Source organism: Burkholderia sp. HI2761 (assembly GCF_002223355.1).
GTDB lineage: Bacteria > Pseudomonadota > Gammaproteobacteria > Burkholderiales > Burkholderiaceae > Burkholderia.
Genome location: NZ_NKFN01000007.1, coordinates 1,237,828 through 1,256,931, shown reverse-complemented (window position 1 = coordinate 1,256,931; position 19,104 = coordinate 1,237,828). Strand labels below are relative to the sequence as shown.

Annotated in this window: 16 protein-coding genes; 8 read left to right on the top strand and 8 right to left on the bottom strand. The window is 66.3% G+C overall.

Going from position 1 to position 19,104, the window contains the following annotated elements; genetic code table 11:
* Positions 1-132 precede the first annotated feature (132 nt).
* Positions 133-1,173, top strand: a complete 1,041-nt coding sequence (gene tsaD / locus CFB46_RS23300) for a tRNA (adenosine(37)-N6)-threonylcarbamoyltransferase complex transferase subunit TsaD (RefSeq protein ID WP_089501425.1) — start codon at positions 133-135, stop codon at positions 1,171-1,173.
* Positions 1,174-1,269: 96 nt separating this feature from the next.
* Here the strand turns inward: tsaD and folE2 are convergent, their stop codons facing one another.
* From folE2 to CFB46_RS23280, 4 genes are all read right to left on the bottom strand, one after another.
* Positions 1,270-2,079: a GTP cyclohydrolase FolE2 gene (gene folE2 / locus CFB46_RS23295; RefSeq protein ID WP_027782556.1), complete on the bottom strand. Its 810-nt coding sequence runs from the start codon at positions 2,077-2,079 to the stop codon at positions 1,270-1,272.
* Positions 2,080-2,232: 153 nt separating this feature from the next.
* Positions 2,233-4,137, bottom strand: coding sequence for a 1-deoxy-D-xylulose-5-phosphate synthase (gene dxs, locus CFB46_RS23290; protein ID WP_089501424.1), 1,905 nt, complete (start codon positions 4,135-4,137; stop codon positions 2,233-2,235).
* A gap of 81 nt (positions 4,138-4,218) precedes the next feature.
* Positions 4,219-5,103 (bottom strand): polyprenyl synthetase family protein, encoded by an 885-nt coding sequence (locus CFB46_RS23285; RefSeq protein WP_006479426.1) that lies wholly within the window; start codon positions 5,101-5,103, stop codon positions 4,219-4,221.
* Complete coding sequence (locus CFB46_RS23280) at positions 5,100-5,393, bottom strand: exodeoxyribonuclease VII small subunit (RefSeq protein WP_006479428.1); 294 nt, start codon at positions 5,391-5,393, stop codon at positions 5,100-5,102. The genes CFB46_RS23285 and CFB46_RS23280 overlap by 4 nt, the downstream gene beginning before the upstream one ends.
* Positions 5,394-5,663: 270 nt before the next feature.
* On the opposite strand from CFB46_RS23280, the gene CFB46_RS23275 reads away from it, so the two are divergent.
* Positions 5,664-6,770 carry an aromatic ring-hydroxylating oxygenase subunit alpha gene (locus CFB46_RS23275; protein ID WP_027782554.1) on the top strand — a complete coding sequence of 369 codons (1,107 nt, stop codon included), beginning with the start codon at positions 5,664-5,666 and terminating at the stop codon, positions 6,768-6,770.
* A gap of 117 nt (positions 6,771-6,887) precedes the next feature.
* On the top strand, positions 6,888-7,757 hold the full coding sequence (locus tag CFB46_RS23270; RefSeq protein ID WP_089501423.1) for a sulfurtransferase: 870 nt from the start codon (positions 6,888-6,890) through the stop codon (positions 7,755-7,757).
* 69 nt (positions 7,758-7,826) lie between these two features.
* On the opposite strand, the gene CFB46_RS23265 is transcribed toward CFB46_RS23270, so the two are convergent.
* The 3 genes from CFB46_RS23265 to polA form a co-directional block, all read right to left on the bottom strand.
* Positions 7,827-8,702 carry a dienelactone hydrolase family protein gene (locus tag CFB46_RS23265; protein WP_027782552.1) on the bottom strand — a complete coding sequence of 292 codons (876 nt, stop codon included), beginning with the start codon at positions 8,700-8,702 and terminating at the stop codon, positions 7,827-7,829.
* A gap of 358 nt (positions 8,703-9,060) precedes the next feature.
* Positions 9,061-10,395 (bottom strand): NAD(P)/FAD-dependent oxidoreductase, encoded by a 1,335-nt coding sequence (locus CFB46_RS23260; RefSeq protein WP_027782551.1) that lies wholly within the window; start codon positions 10,393-10,395, stop codon positions 9,061-9,063.
* Positions 10,396-10,673: 278 nt separating this feature from the next.
* Positions 10,674-13,427: a DNA polymerase I gene (polA, locus tag CFB46_RS23255; protein WP_089501422.1), complete on the bottom strand. Its 2,754-nt coding sequence runs from the start codon at positions 13,425-13,427 to the stop codon at positions 10,674-10,676.
* A gap of 1 nt (position 13,428) precedes the next feature.
* Here polA and CFB46_RS23250 point away from each other — a divergent pair, with 1 nt between their 5' ends.
* Positions 13,429-14,187, top strand: coding sequence for a TIGR00730 family Rossman fold protein (locus tag CFB46_RS23250; protein WP_027782549.1), 759 nt, complete (start codon positions 13,429-13,431; stop codon positions 14,185-14,187).
* Between the two features lie 380 nt (positions 14,188-14,567).
* Positions 14,568-14,858 carry a hypothetical protein gene (locus CFB46_RS23245; protein WP_027782548.1) on the top strand — a complete coding sequence of 97 codons (291 nt, stop codon included), beginning with the start codon at positions 14,568-14,570 and terminating at the stop codon, positions 14,856-14,858.
* Positions 14,859-14,972: 114 nt separating this feature from the next.
* Here CFB46_RS23245 and CFB46_RS23240 read toward each other — a convergent pair whose 3' ends face one another.
* Positions 14,973-16,499, bottom strand: a complete 1,527-nt coding sequence (locus CFB46_RS23240) for an AMP nucleosidase (RefSeq protein WP_027782547.1) — start codon at positions 16,497-16,499, stop codon at positions 14,973-14,975.
* A 129-nt stretch (positions 16,500-16,628) separates the two neighbouring features.
* Between CFB46_RS23240 and CFB46_RS23235 the strand changes: the two genes are divergently transcribed.
* The 3 genes from CFB46_RS23235 (at position 16,629) to CFB46_RS23225 (ending at position 18,922) form a co-directional block, all read left to right on the top strand.
* Complete coding sequence (locus CFB46_RS23235; protein WP_027782546.1) at positions 16,629-17,024, top strand: hypothetical protein; 396 nt, start codon at positions 16,629-16,631, stop codon at positions 17,022-17,024.
* A gap of 99 nt (positions 17,025-17,123) precedes the next feature.
* Positions 17,124-18,122 (top strand): homoserine kinase, encoded by a 999-nt coding sequence (locus CFB46_RS23230; RefSeq protein WP_089501421.1) that lies wholly within the window; start codon positions 17,124-17,126, stop codon positions 18,120-18,122.
* On the top strand, positions 18,113-18,922 hold the full coding sequence (locus CFB46_RS23225) for a BPSS1780 family membrane protein (protein WP_089501420.1): 810 nt from the start codon (positions 18,113-18,115) through the stop codon (positions 18,920-18,922). Before CFB46_RS23230 ends, CFB46_RS23225 begins: the two co-directional genes overlap by 10 nt.
* The last annotated feature ends 182 nt before the right edge of the window (positions 18,923-19,104 follow it).

Sequence of the window (19,104 nt, the reverse complement as noted above, 5' to 3'; positions counted from 1 at the left end):
TCCAGAAGCATTATACCTGCCCGACATCGGGGCCGGGCCGCTGCCGGCGCCGGCCTGCCCCCGCCTGCTATACTTTCCGGTTACGTCGACCTATCTGCGGTGCGTCCGAAACGGCGCGCCCTGCCCGTACCCATGCTCGTTCTCGGCATCGAAAGCTCCTGCGACGAAACCGGCCTCGCGCTCTACAACACGCAGCGCGGCCTGCTCGCGCACGCGCTCCATTCGCAGATCGCGATGCACCGCGAATACGGCGGCGTCGTGCCCGAGCTCGCGTCGCGCGACCACATCCGCCGCGCGCTGCCGCTGCTCGAGGAAGTGATGGCGCAAAGCGGCACGCGCCGCGACGACATCGACGCGATCGCGTTCACGCAGGGCCCCGGCCTCGCCGGCGCGCTGCTGGTCGGCGCGAGCATCGCGAATGCGCTCGCGCTCGCCTGGAACAAGCCGACCGTCGGCATCCACCACCTCGAAGGCCACCTGCTGTCGCCGTTGCTGGTCGACGAGCCGCCGCCGTTCCCGTTCGTCGCGCTGCTGGTTTCCGGCGGCCACACGCAACTGATGCGCGTGACCGACGTCGGCGTCTACGAGACGCTCGGCGAAACGCTCGACGACGCGGCCGGCGAAGCATTCGACAAGACGGCGAAACTGATCGGCCTCGGCTATCCGGGTGGCCCCGAAGTATCGAAACTCGCGGAAACGGGCACGCCGGGCGCGGTCGTGCTGCCGCGCCCGATGCTGCATTCGGGCGATCTCGACTTCAGCTTCAGCGGCTTGAAGACCGCCGTGCTCACGCAGATGAAGAAATTCGAAGCGGCGAAGCTCGACGGCGAAGCACTCGAACGGGCAAAGGCCGATCTGGCACGCGGCTTCGTCGATGCGGCCGTCGACGTGCTCGTCGCGAAGTCGCTCGCCGCGCTGAAGAAGACGAAGCTCAAGCGCCTCGTGATCGCGGGCGGCGTCGGCGCGAACCGCCAGTTGCGCGCGGCACTGTCGGCGGCCGCGGCCAAGCGCGGCTTCGACGTGCACTACCCCGATCTCGCGCTCTGCACCGACAACGGCGCGATGATCGCGCTCGCGGGCGCGCTGCGGCTCGGCCGCTGGCCCGAACAGGCGAATGCCGACTACGCGTTCACGGTGAAGCCGCGCTGGGATCTCGCGTCGCTCGCACGCTGAATCGCGCCACGCGCCGCCGCAAGCGGGAAAACAAAAAGGCAGCTCGGTTCGGTTCCGAGCTGCCTTTCTCGTTGGCGCGGCGAAACGCCGCGGCGTTCATGCAGCGTGCCGCTTGTCGCGCTCGATCAGCGCATACGCGCTGTGATTGTGGATCGACTCGAAGTTCTCGGCTTCGAGCACGTAGGCGGCCACCCGCTCGTCCGCATCGAGACGCTGCGCGACATCGCGCACGAGATCCTCGACGAACTTCGGATTCTCGTAGGCACGCTCGGTGACGAACTTCTCGTCCGGACGCTTCAGCAGCCCCCACAGTTCGCACGACGCTTCTTCTTCGGCGATGCGGATCAGCGCCTCGACCGGCAGATCGGCGGCCAGCTCCGCATCGATCGTCACGTGCGAGCGCTGGTTGTGCGCGCCGTATTGCGAGATCTTCTTCGAGCACGGGCACAGGCTCGTCACCGGCACGAGCACCTTCAGGAACAGACGTGTGTCGCCGTTGCGGCTTTCGCCCGCGAGCGTCACTTCATAGTCGAGCAGGCTCTGCACGCCCGACACCGGCGCGGTCTTGTTCACGAAGTACGGAAACGTGACTTCGATGCGGCCCGCCTCGGCTTCGAGCTTCGCGAGCATCGACGCGAGCATCTCGCGGAAGCGCTCGACCGTCAGCGGTGCGCGATTCTCCTCGAGCAGCGCGACGAAGCGCGACATGTGCGTGCCCTTCTGATCGGCAGGCAGACGGACGTCGAGGTTCCAGACGCCGACGGTCGGTTGCACGTCGCCGCTTTCGGTGCGCACCGTCAACGGATGCCGGACCGCCTTCACGCCCACGCGCTGAATCGGGATCTGACGGGTATCCACCGTGCTCTGCACGTCGGGCATCACGAAGGCGGGGTTCATCTGGTTCATCTTTGTTCAATCCTTGTAAGCCGCGCGTCCGACGACGCGCACGCCGCGTCACGCGGCTCGGAAAAGCAACATGGGCCCGCAGGCCCATGTTTTCCGCATCAATGAAGACCGGTTGCGCCAGTCGCACCGCCACCGCCCGCGGGCGGCGCCGGCTTACGCGACGCGCTTCGCCTGATCGGCGACATCGGCCGCCGGGCTCAGAAAGCGTTCGCGAATCGATTTCGCGATGCCCGCGCCGTCGAGGCCGCATTGCGACAGCAGCTTCGCGGGGTCGCCGTGATCGATGAACTGGTCAGGGAGGCCCAATTGTATTACGGGTCGGATAACCCCACTCTCCATCAGGGCTTCGACGCAGGCCGAGCCCGCGCCGCCCATCACGCAGCCTTCCTCGACCGTGACGAGGTAATCGTGCGTTTCGGCCAGCTCGCGCACGAGCGCCGCATCGACCGGTTTCACGAAGCGCATGTTCGCGACCGTTGCATCGAGCTCCTCGGCAGCGGCGAGCGACGGTGCGACCATCGTGCCGAACGCGAGGATCGCGACGCGCTTGCCTTCCGGCTGCGACGTCCGGCGACGCACTTCACCCTTGCCGAGCGGGATCTCGGTGAATTCCTTCACCGTCGCCACGCCCGTGCCCGCGCCGCGCGCATAGCGCACCGCGGTCGGGTTCGGTTGCTGCAGCGCCGTGTGCAGCATCTGGCGGCATTCGTTCTCGTCGGATGCGGCCATGACCGTCATGTTCGGGATGCAGCGCAGGAACGCGAGATCGTACGCGCCCGCATGCGTCGCGCCGTCCGCGCCGACAAGGCCCGCGCGGTCGATCGCGAACACGACCGGCAGATTCTGCAGCGCGACGTCGTGGATCAACTGGTCGTACGCACGCTGCAGGAACGTCGAGTAAATCGCGACGACGGGCTTCAGCCCTTCGGTCGCGAGACCGCCCGCGAACGTCACCGCGTGCTGCTCGGCGATGCCGACGTCGTAATAGCGATCCTTGAAGCGCTTCTCGAATTCGACCATGCCCGAGCCTTCGCGCATCGCGGGCGTGATGCCGACCACGCGCGTATCGCGCTCGGCTTCATCGCACAGCCACTCGCCGAACACCTGCGTGTACGTCTTCTTCGCGGGCGTCGTCGAAGGCTTGATGCCTTCGGCCGGGTTGAACTTGCCGGGGCCGTGGTAGAGCACCGGATCGGCTTCGGCGAGCTTGTAGCCCTGGCCTTTCTTCGTCACCACGTGCAGGAACTGCGGGCCGCGCAGTTCGCGGATGTTCTGCAGCGTGGGGATCAGCGAATCGAGATCGTGACCGTCGATCGGACCGATGTAGTTGAAGCCGAATTCCTCGAACAGCGTGGCCGGCACGACCATGCCCTTCGCGTGCTCCTCGAGCTTGCGCGCGAGTTCGAGCACCGGGGGCGCCACGCTCAGCACGCGCTCGACGCCCGCACGCGCGGCCGCGTAGAAGCGGCCCGACATCAGGCGGGCCAGATGGCGATTCAGCGCGCCGACCGGCGGCGAGATCGACATGTCGTTGTCGTTCAGGATCACGAGCAGCTTCGCATCTTCCGACACGCCCGCGTTGTTCATCGCCTCGAACGCCATGCCGGCCGTCATCGCGCCGTCGCCGATCACCGCGATCGAGAAGCGATCGTCGCCGTTCAGCTGGCTGCCGATCGCCATGCCGAGCGCGGCCGAGATCGACGTGCTCGAGTGCGCGGTGCCGAACGTGTCGTATTCCGACTCGCTGCGGCGCGGGAAGCCCGAGATGCCGTCGTACTGACGCAGCGAATGCATCTGGTCGCGGCGGCCCGTCAGGATCTTGTGCGGGTAGGTCTGGTGGCCCACGTCCCAGACGATGCGATCGTTCGGCGTGTTGAACACGTAGTGCAACGCGATCGTCAGCTCGACCGTCCCGAGGTTGGACGACAAGTGGCCGCCCGTCTTCGACACGCTGTCGAGCACGAACGCGCGCAGTTCATCCGCGAGCGGTTGCAGTTGGCGACGATCGAGGCGGCGCAAATCCGCCGGGTCGTCGATGGTTTTCAGCAAGTCGTACATCGTCGTTCCATTGTAGGAAATCAAACGCGCCCGCATTCTTTTGCGCGCACCGTGACAGGTGCGCGGCGGCGGGCTTTCGCGTCAGCTGACCCGGTTCACTACCAGGTCGGCAAGTTCGGCGAGACGCTGTGCGCGTGCGCCGAACGGTTTCAGCGCGTCGTGCGCTTCGGCACGAAGCTGCGCTGCCAGCTCGCGCGACGCCTCGAGACCGAGGATCGATACATAGGTCGGCTTGTCGTTCGCCGCGTCCTTGCCGGCCGTCTTGCCGAGCGTCGCCGAATCGGTCGTGACGTCGAGAATGTCGTCGACGACCTGGAACGCCAGACCCACGGCCCCCGCGTAAACATCCAGCGCCGCCATCGTTTCCGCCGAAGGCGTCTCGCCGGCCAGTGCGCCCATCCGCACGGCCGCGCGCAGCAATGCGCCCGTCTTCATCCGGTGCATCGTCTCGAGCTGTTCGCGCGTCAGCTTCAGGCCGACGCTCGCCAGATCGATCGCCTGCCCGCCGGCCATGCCGATCGAGCCGCTCGCGAGCGCCAGCTCGCGCACGAGCGCCGCCTGCTGCACCGGCGACAGCGCATCGGCATCGGTCAGCGCCACGAACGCCTGCGATTGCAGCGCGTCGCCGACCAGCAGCGCCGTCGGCTCGTCGTACTGCACGTGCACGGTGGGCTTGCCGCGACGCAGCGCGTCGTCGTCCATGCACGGCATGTCGTCGTGCACGAGCGAGTAGACGTGGATCATCTCCAGCGCCGCCGCCGCGGCGTTGCGTGCCGCCTCCGTCGCACCGGTCAGCTCGCCTGCTGCATGGCACAGCAGCGGGCGAACGCGTTTGCCGCCACCGAGGACCGCATAGCGCATCGCCTCGTGAAGTTTCGCGGGCATCGCGGTTTCGGCCGGCAGATAGTGGCCGAGTGCGTCCTCGACACGGTCAAGCACGGACCGCATCCATTGTTCGAATGTCATAGATCGTCGTCTTCGCCGTCCGTGGCGGCCGTTCCGGACGAAAGCGGCTTCAGCGTCGCGCCGTCGAGCACGCGAACCTGCTGCTCCACTTTCTCAAGCTGCTGTTGGCAAAACGCAACGAGGGTCGCACCGCGGCGATACGCCGCCAGCGAATCCTCGAGGCTCAACGCGCCGCCTTCCATCCGGGCAACCAGCGTCTCGAGTTCCGCGAGCGCCATCTCGTAATTGTCCGGCAACGGTTCGGTGCCATTGCCGGGCGGCGTGGCGCCTGGGGATGCGGTTTTCGCCATGGACGAGGGTGTCAAATTTCAAAACAAGTCGGACATTCTACGGCAAAAGAGAATTTTCCGACCTGCCGTCGTGGGCGCCCGCGCACAAATCCGGCCCCATCTCCGATGCACAGTGTGCGCCTTTCGATGGTCGCCCGACAAAAAATTGACACAAATCAGGTACTTAATCCTAGCCTTGCGAGGCGAACCGGGTATAATTCCCCGTTTCCCTAAATCGATTTTTCGATGGTTGGGTTGTTCACTGCTTTCACGCTAACACCGGGAGTGGGAATGTCCAATCTGAGCGATGCGCTTCAGTTGAAGTCGGCCCACAGCCAGCTTCCAGTCACTGCATATTTCGATGAGGCGCTACTCGAGCGCGAGATCGAAACCCTCTTCAAGAAAGGACCTCGTTACGTCGGGCACGAGTTGATGGTGCCCGAGGCGGGGGACTATTTTGCGCTGCCGTCCGAGAAGGAAGGCCGCGTGCTGGTCCGTAACCAGACGAACCAGATCGAACTGCTGTCGAACGTGTGCCGCCACCGGCAGGCGATCATGCTCAACGGGCGCGGCCATGCGCAGAACATCGTGTGCCCGCTGCACCGCTGGACGTACGATCTGGAAGGCCAGCTGCTCGGCGCGCCGCACTTCCCCGACAAGCCGTGCCTGAACCTCGGCAAGAGCCCGCTGCAGAACTGGCAGGGGCTGCTGTTCGAGGCCGAGGGCCGCAATGTCGCGCGCGACCTCGCCCATCTCGGCACGAAGCATCACTTCGACTTCGCCGAGTACCAGTTCGATCACGTCGAAGTGCACGAGTGCGATTACAACTGGAAGACGTTCATCGAGGTCTACCTCGAGGATTATCACGTCGTCCCGTTCCACCCGGGCCTCGGCAGCTTCGTGTCGTGCGACGATCTCAAATGGGAGTTCGGCGACTGGTACAGCGTGCAGACGGTCGGCGTGCACAACGCCCTCGCGAAACCGGGCAGCACGACTTACCAGAAATGGCACGAGCAGGTGCTGAAGTTCCGCAACGGCGTACCGCCGGAGTTCGGCGCGATCTGGATGGTCTACTACCCGGGCCTGATGATCGAGTGGTATCCGCACGTGCTGGTCGTGTCGTGGCTGATTCCGCGCGGGCCGCAGAAGACGACCAACATCGTCGAGTTCTATTACCCCGAGGAAATCGCGCTGTTCGAACGCGAATTCGTCGAGGCCGAGCGTGCCGCCTATATGGAAACGGCCGTCGAGGACGACGAGATCGCGATGCGGATGGACGCAGGCCGCCGTGCGCTGATGGCCCGCGGCGAATCGCAAGTGGGCCCGTACCAGAGCCCGATGGAAGACGGCATGCAGCACTTCCACGAGTTCCTGCGCCGCCACCTCGGCGACCTCTGACAGCGGGTGCGGCGCCTTGACGCCGCGCGGCCGCCGGCAAACGAAAAGACGGGCTTCGGCCCGTCTTTTTTTGTTTAGACTTGGAGTGTCAGGCCATTTGCACTCCAGGGAGCCGTCATGCCACACACTCATTACACCACGCTCATTTCCGCCGCCAATCTCGCCGAGCGCCTGGCCGCGGCGCCCGGCAGCGTCGCGCTGTTCGACTGCCGCTTCGATCTCGCCGATCCCGGCGCCGGCGAAGCCGCCTACGCGGCCGGCCACCTCCCCGGCGCGCACTATCTTCATCTCGACCGCGATCTGTCGGGCCGCAAGACGGGCACCAACGGCCGCCATCCGCTGCCGACCCGCGACGCGCTCGCCACGCTGCTCGCCAGCCGCGGCCTCAAGCAGGGCCAGCAGGTCGTCGCGTACGACGCGCAAGGCGGCGCGTATGCGGCGCGCCTGTGGTGGCTGCTGCGCTGGCTCGGCCACGATTCGGTTGCCGTGCTCGACGGCGGCCTGCAGGCCTGGGAAGCGGCCGGCCAGCCGCTGACGACCGACGTGCCGCAACCGGCCGCCGGCGACTTCCGTTCGGCCACGCCGCTCGAATCGACGGTCGACGCCGCGACCGTGCTCGCGAACGTATCGTCGCCCGCGCGCGTCGTGATCGATGCACGCGCACCGGATCGCTATCGCGGCGAAAATGAAACGATCGATCGGGTGGGCGGCCACATTCCCGGTGCGCGCAACCGCTTCTTCAAGGACAACCTGGCCGCCGACGGCCGCTTCAAGACCGGCCATGAATTGCGCGAGGCATTCGCCGCCGTGCTGGCCGGCACCGAGCCGAACCGCGTGATCCTGCAATGCGGCTCCGGCGTCACCGCATGCCACAACGCGCTGGCACTGGAAGTGGCGGGCCTGCACGGCGCGTCGCTGTATCCGGGCTCGTGGAGCGAATGGAGCGCCGATCCGTCGCGGCCGATCGCGACCGGCCCGAATCCTTGAGCACCCGCGCGGCGCGACGATGACGATGCGGCGGCCGATGCCGCGGCGGCAGTTGCCGCCGCTTGTCGTTTACATCACGCCGTACTTGTGGAACCACTCGATCGCGCGCTTCCAGCCGTCCTCGGCATCGCCTTTCACGTAACTCGGCCGGTAATCGGCGAAGAACGCGTGACCGGCATCCGGATACACGACGATCTCCGATTCGCGCGCGAGCTTCGAATCGCTCGTCTGAATCGCCTTGCGCATGTCCGCGAGCGACGCCTGCGTGATGTTCTGATCCTTCTCGCCGTATAGCCCGAGCACGGGCACCTTCAGCAACGACGCGTGGTCGACCGGGTTGAACGGCGTCATCTCGTCGGTCTTGCCTTCGACGAACCCGTACCACGCCACGGCGGCCCGCACGTGCGGATTGTGTTCCGCATAGAGCCACGCCTGGCGGCCGCCCCAGCAGAAGCCGGTCACGCCGAGACGCGTCAGGTCGCCGCCGTTCTTGCCGGCCCACGCGACGGTCGCATCGAGATCCTCGGTGACCTGCCGGTCCGGCACCTTGCTGATGATGTGGTCGTAAAGCTCCTTCATCGTCGGATACTTCGCCGCGTTGCCCTGCCGGGCGAACAGGTCCGGCGCGATCGCGAGATAGCCGAGCTTCGCGAAGCGCCGGCACACGTCGGCGATATGCGCGTGCACGCCGAAGATCTCGTGAATCACGATGACGACCGGCAGGTTCGTCTTGTCGACCGGCTGGGCGCGATAAGCCGGCACGCTCGCATCGCCCGAGCGGATCTCGATGGTGTCGACGTCCAGCCCGGTGCTGTCGGTCGTGACCGTCTGCGCCGACACGGGCAGCACGGCCGCCGCGAAGGTGCCGCCCAGCGCGGCCTGCATGAACTTGCGGCGCGAGAACGGGACATGGGGGACCAGGCTGTCGACTTCGGGTTTCAACATGAATGCACTCCTCGATTGGGCGCCGCCGTCACGATCGCGGATACGGCATGACGGGGCATCGCACCGGCGCGCGGCGCGGATGTCGCGGCGGTTGGCACGCCGCCGCGAACGAAAACCCGGACAAGATGCCCAATAATCCGTTGTCGCGTCAACTGTCAGATGTGTAAGACTCGATTACGACGCGTGGCGGCGATCGGATCGACATGGCGCGGCAGCCTGCCGGCGGCCTGCCGAATCACCGCGTGGCTGCGCATATCGACGTACATCGCGCGACCCAATCCTTGCGAATCAAAAAAAAATGGGCGGCGAACCCGCACGACATGCGCATTCTCCACCCGCCCCACACGCGAGTACGCGATCAGTGCAGCTTGACGCGCGGCAACGTCGTGCGCCGCAGCCAGTGCGCGACCGTATCGAGGATCATCCGCGGATAACCGTGCAACGCCGCGACGTGCAGCCGGTACAGCGACATGTACATGAAGCGCGCGAACAGTCCTTCGATCAGCATGTTGCCGCCGATCAGCCCGCCCATCAGGTTGCCGACCGCGCTGAAGTGACCGAGCGACACGAGCGAACCGAAATCGCGATACGTGAATTCGGGCAGCGGACGCCCTTCGAGCCGGCAGCCGATCGCCTTCAGCAGGAAACTCGCCTGCTGGTGCGCCGCCTGCGCGCGCGGCGGCACGTTGCGTTCGTTGCCGGGCCATGCGCAGGCCGCACAATCGCCGAGCGCGAACACGTTGTCGTCGGTGAAGGTCTGCAGCGTGCGGCGCACGTCGAGCTGCCCGAGCTTGTTGACCTGGAGGCCGTCGAGATGCGAGAGCACGGACGGCGCCTTGATGCCGGCGGCCCAGACCGTCAGGTCCGCACGCACCGCCTTGCCGCTCGCGGTATGCACGAACCCGGGCGCCACCTCGGTCACGCGCTCGCCGAGCATCAACCGCACGCCGAGCTTCTCCAGCAGTTCGGCCGTCGCCCCCGACACGCGCTCCTGCAGTGCCGGCAGAATCCGCGGCCCCGATTCGATCAGCACGATGCCGACGTCGTGGCGCGGATCGAGCTTGTGCAGCCCGTACACCGACAGCACCTGCGCGGTGTTGCGCAGTTCCGCGGACAACTCGACGCCCGTCGCGCCGCCGCCGACGATCACGACCTGGATGCGCGGCTCGGCCGACTCGCCCGGCGCGGTCGGTGCCGGCGCCTGGTGCTCGGCGCGCATGCATGCCGCGATCAGCCGCTTGCGGAAGCGCTCCGCCTCCCCGACCGTGTCGAGTGCGATCGCGTTTTCCGGGGCGCCCTGCACGCCGAAGAAGTGGGTCGTGCTGCCGATCGCGATCACGAGCGTGTCGTATTCCAGCTCGCGTGCCGGCAACAGTTCCGCGCCGTCGCTGTCGTTGAGGGCCGACAGCGTGAGACGCTTCGCCGCGCGGTCGAGCCCGGTCAGCTCGCCCTGCTGGAACTCGAAGCCGTGCCAGCGCGCCTGCGCCGCATATTCGAGTTCCTGCGTGAACGGGTCCATGCTGCCGGCCGCGACCTCGTGCAGCAGCGGTTTCCAGATGTGCGTCGGATTGCGGTCGACGAGCGTGACAAGCGCACGCGCGGGACGATTGCCGCGCGCGCCGTAACGATCGCCGAGCCGCGTCGCCAGTTCCAGGCCGCCCGCGCCGCCGCCTACGATGATGATCCGATGCATCTGATTCCCCCTTTGCGATTCGAAACTGCTGCCGCCGGATGAAGCAAACGCGATGCACTCGCGCCGCCCGGTGGATTAACCGGTTCGGACATCATCGATGTGCAGTTCGAAGCACTTCGATGCGGCCGATCCGGAACGCGGGGCGCGCCGCCTCGCGTCAATGACATGACTGACATGCATTGTCCGGGAGCTTGCGCGTTGACCACAAGCAAACCATCTCGATATTCAGCATCCCTGCAACAATATGCCGCGGGAAACGGGAACCGCTCGGGGGTGCGTCAGTGTGCCTCTTCCCAGTTCGCGCCGGCACCTACTTCGGCGACCAGCGGCACCTTCAGCTTCGCGACGCCGCACATCATTTCCGGCAATTTCTCGCGCACGAGCGACAGCTCGCTTTCGGGCACCTCGAGCACCAGTTCATCGTGCACCTGCATGATCATCCGCGATGCAAGCCCGTCGCGCGTGAGCCAGTCGTCCACCGCGATCATCGACAGCTTGATCAGGTCGGCCGCCGTGCCCTGCATCGGTGCATTGATGGCCGCGCGCTCGGCCGCCTGGCGGCGCGGGCCGTTGCCGCCGTTGATCTCGGGCAGCCACAGGCGGCGACCGAAAACGGTTTCGACGTAGCCCTTCTCCTTCGCCGTCGCGCGCGTGTCTTCCATGTACTGCGCGACGCCCGGATAGCGGGTGAAATAGCGGTCGATATAGAGCTTCGCCGCGTCGCGCGTGATGCCAAGGTTCGACGCGAGCCCGAACGCGCTCATCCCGTAGATGAGCCCGAAGTTGATCACCTTCGCGATCCGGCGCTGGTCGGAATTGACCTCCAGCGGCGTCACGCCGAACACTTCGGCGGCCGTCGCGCGGTGGATGTCCTCGCCCTGCGCGAACGCGCGCAGCAGCGACGCGTCGCCCGAGATATGGGCCATGATCCGCAATTCGATCTGCGAATAGTCGGCCGACACGATCCGGTGGCCCGGCGATGCGATGAACGCCTCGCGGATGCGCCGGCCTTCGGCCGTGCGCACCGGAATGTTCTGAAGATTGGGATCGTTCGACGCAAGTCGGCCCGTCACCGCGACCGCTTGCGCATAGTTCGTGTGCACGCGGCCGGTGGTGGGGTTCACCATGCGCGGCAGCTTGTCGGTATAGGTCGACTTCAGCTTCGACAGCCCGCGATGCTCGAGCAGCAGCTTCGGCAGCGGGTAATCCTCGGCCAGCTTCTGCAGCACTTCCTCGTCGGTCGAAGGCGCGCCGCTCGGCGTTTTCTTCACGACCGGCAACTGCAGCTTCTCGAAGAAGATCTGCCCGATCTGCTTCGGCGAGCCGAGATTGAATTCGCCGCCCGCCAGTTCGTACGCCTGCCCTTCGAGCTCGATCAGACGCGTCGCGATTTCGGTGCTCTGCGCCTGCAGGCGCGCATCGTCGATCAGCACGCCCGTGCGCTCCATCTTGCGCAGCACGAGCGACACCGGCATCTCGATCTCGCGATACACGCGCTCGAGGCCCGGCTCGCGCGCGACCTGCGGATACAGCACGTGATGCAGCTGCAGCGTGATGTCGGCGTCTTCGGCCGCGTATTCGGCGGCCTGCGCGAGCGCCACGTCGTCGAACCCGATCTGCTTCGCGCCCTTGCCGGCCACGTCCTCGTACTTGATCGTCTTGACGCCCAGATGACGCAGCGCGAGGCTGTCCATGTCGTGCGTGCGGTGCGATTCGACCACGTACGATTCGAGCAGCGTGTCGTGCTCGATGCCGTTCAGCGCGATGTCGTAGTTCGCGAGCACCTGTGCGTCGTACTTCAGGTGCTGGCCGACCTTCTTGCGATCGGCCGATTCGAGCCACGGCTTCAGGCGCGCGAGCACGTCGTCGAGCGGAAGCTGCTCGGGCATGTCGGGGCCGCGGTGCGCGACCGGCAGGTAGGCTGCCTTGCCCGGCTCGACCGAGAACGACAGGCCGACGAGCCGCGCGAGCATCGGATCGAGCGCGGTGGTCTCGGTGTCGAACGCGGTCAGCGCGGCCGCGTCGATCTTCGCGAACCATGCGTCGAACTGTTCCCAGGTCTGGATCGTGTCGTATTCGCGCACGACGTCGGCCGGGATCACCGGGGCCGGCTCGCCTTCCGGCGCATCGGCGCCGCCGCCTTCCGCAGGGGCGCTATCGACTTCGCGCAGCCAGGTCTTGAAGCCGTAGCGCGCGAAGATGTCGCGCAACAGGTCGCGCGCCTCGCCGTCGCTCTTCAGCGATGCTTCGATCGATTCGAGATGCGGTGCGAGATCGCAGGCCGTCTCGACCGTCACGAGCTGGCGGCCGAGCGGCAGGAAATCGAGCGCGCGGCGCAGGTTGTCGCCGACCACGCCCTTGATGTCCGCCGCGTGTTCGATCACGCCGTCGAGGCTGTCGTATTGCGACAGCCATTTCACGGCCGTCTTCGGCCCGCATTTCTCAACGCCCGGCACGTTGTCGACGGTGTCGCCGATCAGCGCGAGGTAGTCGATGATCCGCTCCGGCGGCACGCCGAACTTCGCGATCACGCCGCCGCGGTCGAGCGTCTCGTTGGTCATCGTGTTGACGAGCGTGACGCGGTCGGTCACGAGCTGCGCGAGATCCTTGTCGCCGGTCGACACGATCACGTTCATCCCGTGCCGTTCGGCCTCGCGCGCGAGCGTGCCGATCACGTCGTCGGCCTCGACGCCTTCGACCATCAGCAGCGGCCAGCCGAGCGCGCGCACGGCGCCGTGGATCGGCTCGACCTGCAACGCGAGATCGGGCGGCATCGACGGACGGTTTGCCTTATAGTCGGCATAAAGGTCGTCGCGGAACGTCTTGCCCTTTGCATCGAACACGCAAGCGCTATACTCTGCACTGACTTCCTTGCGCATACGGCGCAGCATGTTGATGATTCCGTAGAGCGCTCCGGTCGGCTCCCCGCCAGGGCCACGCAAATCAGGCATCGCATGGTAAGCCCGATACAGATAGCTCGAACCGTCAACCAATAGCAGGGTCTTACCTTCCAGATTTCGTTCTTCAGGCATTATGAACAAGAGAAAAGTGATTCCGAGTCTGCGTTCGCTCGCAGATCAAGAACGCGCGACGGCCAAGAAGGCGCGCGCATCGTGGCAGATGTTCACGATTATGGCAGAGTTTATCGAGGCGACCGAGTACCTGTCGGAGATCCGCCCGGCCGTCAGCATCTACGGTTCTGCCCGCCTCAAACCCGACACGCCGCACTACAAGCTCGCCGCGCAGATCGCGCGCAAGCTGTCGGACGCCGGCTTCGCCGTGATCTCCGGCGGCGGCCCCGGCATCATGGAAGCCGCGAACAAGGGTGCGCACGCCGGCAAGGCGCCGTCGGTCGGCCTGAATATCGAGCTGCCGCACGAGCAGGCCGGCAACCACTATCAGGACATCTCGCTGCGCTTCCGCCACTTCTTCACGCGCAAGGTCACGTTCGTGAAGAACTCGGATGCGGTGATCGTGATGCCGGGCGGCTTCGGCACGCTCGACGAACTGTCCGAAGTGCTCACGCTGATCCAGACGAAGAAGTCGCGCCTCGTGCCGATCATCCTCGTCGGCAGCGACTTCTGGCAGGGGCTGCTGCAATGGTTCCGCGATCAGCTGATTCCGATGGGCCTGATCAATCCGGAAGACATGGATCTGATGCAGGTGATCGACGATCCCGACCAGGTGCTCGACGCGGTGCTCGCGTTCTACGAGGACAGCGGCGAGGAAGAAGGTTCGGACGAGGAAGATCATCCGCCGCGCCCGGAAGAAGACCGGATGTTCTATCTGTAACCGGTCAGTGACGACAGCCGGCCCAACGGCCGGCGTCGTGCTTTTCACGCAACGGACCTCGCGATCCGGCGGGCCGCCGGGCGGGAGTTTGTAACGCGCCGTTAATGCCCGTTCGCCGCCGCGCGCGGTCGAATGTCAAATCCCCGCGGTCGGCGCTGCGCGATGTGGCGGAATCAGCCATACCGGCGGCCGCCACTGTCAAATGGATGGCCCGTCGCGCGTCTGCGCGCCGCCAATCCTCCGTAATAATCACGACTCGCGTTTTCCATCGCACGGCAGCACACTGCATCGTGTCGGCGCGGCGTTCCCCCGGTGGAACGGTCCCCCTCGCTTCCATCGCGTCGCGTCGGCTCCTTCATCACGACACCACGGAAAAGAACATGCAACGCTCGCTGATCGCCCTCGCTTTCGCCGGCCTCGGCCTTTCGCTGTCCGGCCTCGCTCATGCCGTCAACGTCGACGTCAACATCGGCACGCCCGCGCCGGTCGTCGTCGCGCCCGCGCCCGTCGTGGTCGCTCCGGCGCCGGCGGTCATCGTCGGCTGGCACGGCGACCGATACTGGGACGGCCGCCGCTACTGGGAACGCCGCGAGTGGGAAGATCATCAACGTTATCGCGGCCATGGCGGCTATCACTGCCCGCCGGGGCACGCGAAAAAGGGCGAGTGCTGAGCGCCCAAGCACGGGGCCATCCGGCCTTCGCACCGACACGAAAAGAACGAGGCCGCACGCGAACGCGAGTTCGCGTGCGGCCTTTGTCGTGATGGACGCCGTTGCGCCGTGTCGTTACTGGAACGCCACTTCCGCGAAGCTTCTCAGCTTGCGGCTATGCAGCTTGTCGAGCCCGTTCGTGCGCAGGACCTCCATCGCTTTCACGCCGATCTGCAGATGCTGGTCGACCTGCCCGCGATAGAACGTGTCGGCCATGCCCGGTAGCTTCAGCTCGCCGTGCAGCGGCTTGTCCGAGACGCACAGCAGCGTGCCGTACGGCACCCGGAAGCGGAAGCCGTTCGCGGCGATCGTCGCGCTTTCCATGTCGAGCGCAATCGCGCGGCTCTGCGACAGCCGCTGCACGGGCTCGCGATGGTCGCGCAGTTCCCAGTTGCGGTTGTCGACGCTCGCGACCGTGCCGGTGCGCATCACGCGCTTCAGTTCCGCGCCCTCCAGCCGCGTGACCTCGGCCACGCCGCGCTCGAGCGCGAGCTGCACTTCGGCCAGCGCAGGGATCGGCACCCACAGCGGCAGGTCGGCGTCGAGCACGTGATCTTCCCGCACGTAACCGTGCGCGAGCACGTAGTCGCCGAGACGCTGCGTGTTGCGCAGCCCCGCGCAGTGACCGAGCATCACCCACGCGTGCGGACGCAGCACCGCGATGTGATCGGTGATCGTCTTCGCGTTCGACGGGCCGACGCCGATGTTGACCATCGTGATCCCGCTGCCGTCCGCGCGCTTGAGGTGATACGCGGGCATCTGCGGCAGGCGCGGCGGCGCGGTGCCCTCGGCCGGTTCGCCGCCGAGGTTCGCGTTGTACGTGACGACGTCGCCCGGCTCGACGAACGCGCTGTACTCGCTGCGGTACGCGCGCACCTCGGGATCGTCGCTCTCCGTCATCATCGCGCGGCCGAGCTTCACGAACTCGTCGATGTAGAACTGGTAGTTCGTGTAGAGCACGTAGTTCTGGAAGTGCGTGGGCGACGTCGCCGTGTAGTGGCGCAGCCGGTGCAGCGAGAAGTCGACGCGTGCGGCCGTGAACAGCGCGAGCGGATGCGGCTCGCCCGGCGCCGGCTCGAACGTGCCGTTGACGATGCGGTCGTCGAGATACGACAGGTCTGGCGTGTCGAAGATGTCGCGCATCGCGAGCAGGCGGTCGCGATCGAGTTCGCCCTCGAGATGAATGCCTTCCGGAAACGCGAAATGGATCGGAATCGGCTGCGACGACACGCCGATCTCGATCTTCACATGGTGGTTCTTCGACAGCAGGCGCAGTTGCTCGCGGTAGTAGTTCGCGAAGAGATCGGGGCGCGTGACCGTCGTCTCGAATACGCCGGGGCCCGCGACGAAACCGTATGAGCGGCGCGAATCGACGTGCGTGTTGACGTCGGTGCGGATCCGCACGAACGGGTAGCACGCGCGAACGTGCTCGGTGATCGCTTCGTGGCGGCGATAGCGCGCAAACGCATCGCGCAGGAAGCCCGTATTCGTGTCGTAAATGGCGGACAGCCGCGCGACGGCGGCGATCGGATCGTCGAAAGCCTCGACCGACGGGCTTTCGGGCGTCAGCACATGGTGCCGGCGGCTCAAATCGTTCTTCATTTTCATCACCTCGTCAGATCTGACGACATTACCACGGAACCCGGGCGCCTTTATGGCTGCCCCTGCGCACGCAGGGGCCGGACGGCGCGCAGTATTTGCTAAAATCGGTAGGTTCACTGGAGACTCATCATGAAGCCGCTCATTTTCGTCGCCGCTGCCGTCGCGTTTGCCGCCGCCAGCGTCGCTCACGCCGCCGGCGGCACGCCTGACGCCGACGCGCAGGCCCGGGCCGAGGCCAACGAAGCCGCCGGCCTGCCCGATCTCCGCAAGATCAACCGGCCGGGCGCCGAAGTCACGTCGAAAGTGGACTTCGCCGACATCCGCCGCACGCCGAGCTTCCACGAAAAAAGCAAGAACGGCACCGAAGTCACCGAGTACCGCGACCGCGGCAAGCCGGTCGAGATCGACGTGAAGTCGAACTTCGGCACGCGCTACCAGATGAGCTCGACGCCCGACACGTCGCCGAAGCCGCACGACGCGGGCGTCCCGATCACGCGCCTGCCGTCGCTGAACCTGCGCTACTGATCCCGTGGCGCCGCGCGCCGATCGCGCCGCGCCGCCCCTTCACCTGCTGTCGCGATGCACGCCGCCCGCGTGCCGACACCCTGACCTCACGCATCCCGCATGGCCGTTTTCACCGCTGTTTCCGACTCCGATCTCGCGCAATGGATGCGCCACTATGAACTGGGCGACGTGCTTGCGTTCCGCGGCATTCCGTCCGGTATCGAAAACAGCAATTTCTTCCTGACGACGACGCGCGGCGAATACGTCCTCACGATCTTCGAAAAGCTCACGGCGCAGCAGCTGCCGTTCTACCTCGACCTGATGCGCCATCTGGCCGCCCACGGCGTGCCGGTGCCGGACCCGGTCGCGCGCGACGACGGCGCGTTGTTCGGCGATCTGCACGGCAAGCCGGCCGCGATCGTCACGAAGCTCGACGGCGCAGCCGAACTCGCGCCCCGGATCGAACACTGCATCGAGGTCGGGCAGATGCTCGCGCGCCTGCACCTCGCGGGGCGCGACTATCCGCGCAGCCAGCCGAATCTGCGCAGCCTGCCGTGGTGGCAGGAGAACGTGCCGGCCATCGTGCCATTCGTCACTGACGCGCAACGCACGCTGCTCGAAGGCGAGCTCGCGCACCAGGCCGGCTTCTTCGCGTCGGACGACTATGCGGCGCTGCCGGCCGGGCCGTGCCATTGCGACCTGTTCCGCGACAACGTGCTGTTCGCCCACGCGGCGCCCGGCACCGGCCACGACGTACGGCTCGGCGGCTTCTTCGACTTCTACTTCGCGGGCTGCGACAAGTGGCTGTTCGACGTGGCGGTGACCGTCAACGACTGGTGCGTCGATCTCGCGACCGGCGTGCTCGACGTCGCGCGCGCCGACGCGCTGCTGCGCGCATACCAGACGGTCCGGCCGTTCACGGCCGAGGAGCGCCGCCACTGGAGCGACATGCTGCGCGCCGGTGCGTACCGCTTCTGGGTGTCGCGCCTGTACGACTTCTACCTGCCGCGCGCGGCCGAGATGCTCAAGCCGCACGACCCCGGTCATTTCGAACGCATTCTGCGGGAGCGTATCGCGCATACGCCCGCGCTTCCCGAGATCCAAACCGCATGCAACTGATCGAAGTGCCCGCCAAAACGGGCTATGTCTGGTTCCGTCAAGGCATCTGGCTGTTCCGCCGGAATCCGCTCGCGTTCATCACGCTGTTCTTCACGTACCTGCTCGCCATTACGCTGGTGTCGCTGGTGCCCGTGATCGGCGCGGCGCTGCCGCTGGTGTTCATTCCCGGCATCGCGGTCGGTTTCATGGCCGCGTGCCGCGACACGGTGGCCGGCAAGACGGTGATGCCGACGATCCTCGTCGACGGCTTTCGCTCGTACGGCGCCGTCGCGACCCAGCGGCTGCTCGCGCTCGGCGTGATCTACGTCGCGTCGATGGTGCTGGTGTTCGCCGCTTCGTCGTTCGTGGACGGCGGCGCGCTGTTCCACGTGATGATGGGCGCGGCCGACGAGGCAAACACGACGCCCGAGACGCTGGCTGCCCAAGGCACGCTCGGCGCGCTGTTCTTCGCGACGCTGCTCTATCTGCCGGTCGCCATGCTGTTCTGGTTCGCGCCGGTGCTGGTCGCGTGGCATGACGTCCCTCCCGCGAAGGCGCTGTTCTTCAGCGTGGTCAGTTGCTGGCGCAATCGCGGCGCGTTCATGGTGTACGGCGTGCTGTGGTTCAGCGTCGCGCTCGGCACGTCGCTCGCGCTGTCGCTGCTGCTGCAGGCGCTCGGCGCCGGTGCGTATGCGCTGACGATCATGATGCCGGTGACGATCATCATCGTCACGATGCTGTACTGCTCGTTCTACGCGACCTATCGCGGCTGCTTCGGCGTGCAGGAACCGGGCGCGACCACGACGATGTCGGGCCGCTGAGCCTCTCCCGGCCGGCGCGCGTCGCCGGCCGTCATGCCGTTTCTCGCGTCGGGCCGTCGCCCAGCGCGCGTTTGCTCTTCCCCCTTTTTCGGTATCGGCCGCCTCTGGCCGCCTCTGGCCGCCTCTGGCCGCCTCTGGTCGCCTCTGGTCGCCTCTGGTCGCCTCTGGTCGCCCTTGGTCGC